Raw genomic sequence first — 4889 nt, 5'->3', positions numbered from 1 at the left:
AGGCAAGGCTGAGGTCATCATGTCCGTCGTTGACGTTATACCGCCCGAGCAGATAGAGGCTTCCCGTGCTCTTGCCGAAAAGTTAGGCGCTAAGCTCCGCGTAAGAGAATTCGATGACTGATATCGCACTGCGTACATCAGGAAAGGATATAGGCTTAGTCGTAGGACTGATACTTGGCGTTGTACTTGCAGGCTCCTTCTTAGGTATATCCAGACTGAGATACCTGTGCATAAGGCATTGGCGGAAAAAGCACAGCGAGATAGTTATAGGACGAGTCACAAAATGCGAGGAGCTGTCCCTGTTCCCCGGAACTCCACGATATCTCCTTACTGTCGAGTATAACGACAACAGCGGAGCCCTTGAGACCGAGGAGCTCATAAGCTTCTCTCCTGCCGCTCCAAAACTGAAAGAGGTGGAGCTTTCGATAGTCAGCTATGCAGACAGAATGAGCCGATACGGCGAGGAATACACGGTTAAGCCCGATTTTGAGGAGCTGAAGCAGTTTCCCCAGCTAAGCGAGGACGAGAAAGAGGCTATGAAACGGAAGTTTGAGAATTATCTCGCCGCTGAGCACCCAAACCACGCCACAAGCTTCGCAGATGGCTTCTTACGTCCTTATCTGTGCGCTCAGAAAGCGGAATTCGCCGACAAAAAGGCACATCAGCGCCCTAAGCCGCCGAACGCCTACAGCTTAAAAAAATTCCTTATAGACGCCGTTATTTTCATAGTTCTGCTCATTTCAGCCTGCGCAGGTCTGGCGTATCTCATGGTGAAAACAGGCTATTAGCCATATCACACAAATACAAACAGCTCTATTTGTGCAGTATTTATGCAGTTAAACTATGGAAAATCATACTGAAATATGATATAATTATTTATTGAAAGATTTCTCTAATCTGAGATAAGGAGTAATTTTTATGAGTAAAAAAGGTAAGATCATACTTGCAGCTTCAGTTTCTACCTCGGTTTTAGCTATTACAGCCGCTGCGGTGACGATTTTCGTCTGCAAGCGCATTTACGAGAAGAATTACTTCTCGGTCACAGATTAACAGGTCAATATTATAAAAAGAAGGTTGAATAATATGGAAATCAAATTCACAAAGGCTGCAAGCCTCAAGGCTAAGCCACAGCCAGGCGACAAGCTCGGCTTCGGTCACATCTTTACAGACTATATGCTCGTTATGCCTTACGATGAGGGCAAGGGCTGGCACGATCCTGAGATCAAGCCATATGCTCCTATCGAGCTCTCACCTGCCGCTATGTGTCTCCACTACGGTCAGGAAGTATTCGAGGGCTTAAAGGCTTACAGAACTGCTGACGGCAAGGTACAGCTCTTCCGTCCAGAGGAGAACTTCAAGAGACTTAACGACTCAAACAAGAGACTGGTTATCCCAGAGCTCCCTGTTGAGCTTGGCATGAAGTGCCTTACAGAGCTCATCAAGGTTGAGAAGGACTGGGTTCCTTCAAAGGAAGGCGAGTCACTCTATATCCGTCCGTTCATCATCGCAGTTGATCCGTTCCTCGGCGTTAAACCGGGCGCTCAGTACCTCTTCATCATCATTCTCTCACCATCAGGCGCTTACTATGAGAGCGGTCTCAACCCTGTAAACATCTACGTTGAGAGCAAGTATGTCCGCGCTGTAAGAGGCGGTATGGGCTTCGCTAAGACAGGCGGTAACTACGCTGCTTCTCTTATCGGACAGGACGAGGCTCACAAGCAGAACTACTCACAGGTTCTCTGGCTCGACGGTGTTGAGCAGAAGTACATCGAAGAAGTTGGCGCAATGAACATCTTCTTTGTTATCGACGGTAAGGTAGTAACTCCTATGCTTCAGGGCTCTATCCTCCCGGGTATCACAAGAAAGTCTGCAATCGAGGTTTGCAAGTCAAAGGGTATCGAGGTTGAGGAGAGACGTATCACTATCCAGGAGATCGCTGATGCTTACGATGCTGGTAAGCTTGACGAAGTATTCGGTACAGGTACTGCTGCTGTTATCTCACCTGTTGGCCACCTCAAGTGGAACGACAAGGTTATGGAGATCAACGACAACAAGATCGGTAAGATCTCACAGATGCTCTATGATACAATGACAGGTATCCAGTGGGGCAAGATACAGGATACATTCAACTGGATCCTTCCTATCGACTGATAATAAAAGTATTGTTAAAGGCGTTTCCGCAATGGAAACGCCTTTTTATGTATTGATATATTGTCACTTCCGCCTGCTTTTTCATATAATAGGTTGATTAGAGATAATCACTTCTTTGCCTTACGGCAGATTGGAGAAATATATGAAAAGACCTGAAATACTTATCGCAGGCGGTGATATGCGTCAGCTTTACTGCGCTGCAAGACTGTCACGCGAATTTGAAATAAGTGTTCTCGGATTTGACCGTGAACGTATCCCCGATGACCTTGAACTGGATACTGCCGACCGTGCAGGAATCCGCTCATTCGACTGCGCCGTACTGCCTGTGCCGCCCCTCAACAGTGAGGGAAACCTCTTTGCACCGTGCAGTTCGTCTGTAATATCCATAGCCGCAGTTGAGGAGCTGCTTGCTCCCGATGCTGTTATATACGCAGGAAGAGTCGACAACAAGCTTATAAAAGCTCTCCCCCAACATACGATATACGATTACCTGCTGAGTGAGGAGATGAGTCTGAAAAACGCAGTTCCAACCGCTGAGGGTGCTGTTCAACTCGCCCTTGAAGAGCTTCCCGTAACTCTCAACGGACTGAAAGTCCTCATCGTAGGAATGGACAGGATAGGTACAGCTCTTGCCGAGATACTGAAAGGCTTCGGTGCAGATATAACTGCGGCTGTACACAACTCCCGCGGTACTGCAAAGGCAAGACTGCACGGCATAAAAGCTATCCCCACAAGCCGCCTGAAAGGCAGCTATGACCTAGTTTTCAATACAGTACCAAAGCTTATCTTCGATGACGATATGCTCAGCAGATTTGATAAGGATACTCTTTTCATCGACCTTGCCTCAAAACCGGGCGGAATTGATTTCGATGCCGCTCTCGAACACGGTATCAGAGCTATATGGGCACTTGGACTCCCGGGAAAGACTGCTCCCGTCACATCGGGAGAGATAATCGCAGAAACTGTTAGCTCTATGATATGGGAAAGAGGTGAAGCCGTTGAGTAATGCCTTAAAAGGACTAAAGATAGGCTACGCCATGACAGGCTCGTTCTGCACCTTTCAGCAGAGCTATGAACAGGCTGAGATACTGACGGAGTACGGTGCAGAGCTTATACCGATAATGTCTGAACATTCAGCCTCTATATCGACACGGTTCGGAACTGCTCATGAAAATATGGAAAGGCTGAAAAAAATATCGGGAAAGGATATCATAATGTCCATTGAGGACGCTGAGCCTATAGGTCCTAAAGACCTGACAGATATAATGGTAGTCGCACCGTGTACGTCAAATACTGCCGCAAAGCTGGCTTCATCTGTTACCGATACCGCTGTGACAATGGCTGTAAAATCTCATCTCCGCCGCGGTAAGCCAGTTGTACTTGCAATAGCTTCCAATGACTCCCTTATGGGCTCAGCCAAAAATCTTGGAGTGCTTTTCAACCGCAAGAATTATTATTTCGTTCCCATGATACAGGACGACTGGATAAACAAGCCTGCGTCACTTGTTGCGGAATTTTCAATGCTCCCACAAGCAATAGAAGCAGCTCTGAACGGCGTACAGCTCCGCCCCATAATCTATCATTCAAGACCATAAAAAAGCCCTCGTATAATCTATACGAGGGCTTAGTCATCAGTATTCTTCCTTTGACATATTGTAATCGATCATGTCGACATACAACGTCTGCTTTTCAAATATTTTTTCATCAATACCATTATTTATGCAGTACAATTCAGTATATGAGTACTTCCTGCCGTTCTTTACAAGGTAAAGATCATCTTCAGAAAACAGCGTTATCGGGTCAAAACAGTTCTTCTGATACGGCAGCTTTATGAGTTTGATCTGCCGCTCGTCATCTTCAAGCTGTTGGTGGATATAATTTATTCTAATGACATCTACCGCCTTATTGGAAATATCCATAAACAGATTTAAGCCTAATACCGATGTAACGATAATTAGCGTACAGGTCTTTGTTAAAGCCGTTTCAAGACACTTGATATCATTCACTACAGGCACACAAAGCTCGAATGCAAACAAACACCAGAATATATATGAAGCAAAGAAACATCTGCCTGTAATCGCATTTACAACTAAAAACGGTGCAGTGGCAAGGATCGTACTCAATAAATAAACTATTGCTCTTACACGATCACCGTTCTCCAACAGATTATACAACATATAGATAACAGCTGTAATGTATGCAAAAGTGAGGGCAGTTTCTACTGCTCTGCTGCGATAAGCGTTTGAAAGAACAGCTATTTCCTCACCATTTGAAACTACAACGCTGAATACAGCATAAAAAACTATGATAACAACAGATACTATCCCATACTTTGGCTTTTTCTCTGAATTACCGTACTTATTAACAAAAAGGTACAGAATACAGCACGCAATAATAATGTGAATGATAAAATATGGACGTGAGAAATTCGGTATTATTTCTCGATAAACCTTCATATAAATATCGGACGGTGAAGTGACAAAGCTTCTGAATGCGAAACTATCGCCCTCATCAGCAATATGCTTATAATTGCTGTCCGCCATCATGATTATCGCTCCGACAGCAGTTCCTGCAAGGTAAGCAACGTTTGATAAATATACTTTTTTCTGAGTAACATAAGCAAATACAATGATAAATACGCCAAACAACAGATTATAAGCCGTAATGTTCTCAATACAAAGCGCACCGAGAAATCCGACGATCAAGAGTAAAACAGGCATTATCTTACTCGATTTCAG

6 protein-coding genes are annotated in these 4889 nt (G+C 44.8%); 5 read left to right on the top strand and 1 reads right to left on the bottom strand.

Translation table 11 applies throughout. The annotated features are described in order from the left end of the window. The first annotated feature begins 113 nt into the window (after positions 1–113). The 5 genes from QZZ41_RS00185 (at position 114) to QZZ41_RS00165 (ending at position 3746) form a co-directional block, all read left to right on the top strand. The gene (locus QZZ41_RS00185; RefSeq protein WP_295066551.1) at positions 114–788 is read left to right on the top strand and encodes a hypothetical protein; all 675 of its coding nucleotides are present in this window, start codon (positions 114–116) and stop codon (positions 786–788) included. A 130-nt stretch (positions 789–918) separates the two neighbouring features. Continuing rightward, positions 919–1050, top strand: a complete 132-nt coding sequence (locus QZZ41_RS00180) for a hypothetical protein (protein WP_278244736.1) — start codon at positions 919–921, stop codon at positions 1048–1050. Between the two features lie 33 nt (positions 1051–1083). Continuing rightward, positions 1084–2151: a branched-chain amino acid aminotransferase gene (locus QZZ41_RS00175; RefSeq protein WP_295066547.1), complete on the top strand. Its 1068-nt coding sequence runs from the start codon at positions 1084–1086 to the stop codon at positions 2149–2151. A gap of 142 nt (positions 2152–2293) precedes the next feature. Continuing rightward, positions 2294–3157 carry a dipicolinate synthase subunit DpsA gene (locus QZZ41_RS00170; RefSeq protein ID WP_295066545.1) on the top strand — a complete coding sequence of 288 codons (864 nt, stop codon included), beginning with the start codon at positions 2294–2296 and terminating at the stop codon, positions 3155–3157. Then, positions 3150–3746 carry a dipicolinate synthase subunit B gene (locus tag QZZ41_RS00165; RefSeq protein ID WP_295066542.1) on the top strand — a complete coding sequence of 199 codons (597 nt, stop codon included), beginning with the start codon at positions 3150–3152 and terminating at the stop codon, positions 3744–3746. The genes QZZ41_RS00170 and QZZ41_RS00165 overlap by 8 nt, the downstream gene beginning before the upstream one ends. A 36-nt stretch (positions 3747–3782) precedes the next feature. On the opposite strand, the gene QZZ41_RS00160 is transcribed toward QZZ41_RS00165, so the two are convergent. Continuing rightward, positions 3783–4889: DUF6056 family protein (locus QZZ41_RS00160; protein ID WP_295066540.1), on the bottom strand; the 1107-nt coding region annotated here is incomplete at its 5' end.

The organism is Ruminococcus sp. (assembly GCF_016283395.1).
This window is presented reverse-complemented; position numbering and strand designations above follow the sequence as displayed.

What these genes read in the sequence shown, in the direction of transcription:
- QZZ41_RS00170 (WP_295066545.1), top strand. Translation starts at nt 2,294, where the DNA reads ATGAAAAGACCTGAAATACTTATCGCAGGCGGTGATATGCGTCAGCTT.
- QZZ41_RS00180 (WP_278244736.1), top strand. Translation starts at nt 919, where the DNA reads ATGAGTAAAAAAGGTAAGATCATACTTGCAGCTTCAGTTTCTACCTCG.
- QZZ41_RS00185 (WP_295066551.1), top strand. Translation starts at nt 114, where the DNA reads ATGACTGATATCGCACTGCGTACATCAGGAAAGGATATAGGCTTAGTC.
- QZZ41_RS00175 (WP_295066547.1), top strand. Translation starts at nt 1,084, where the DNA reads ATGGAAATCAAATTCACAAAGGCTGCAAGCCTCAAGGCTAAGCCACAG.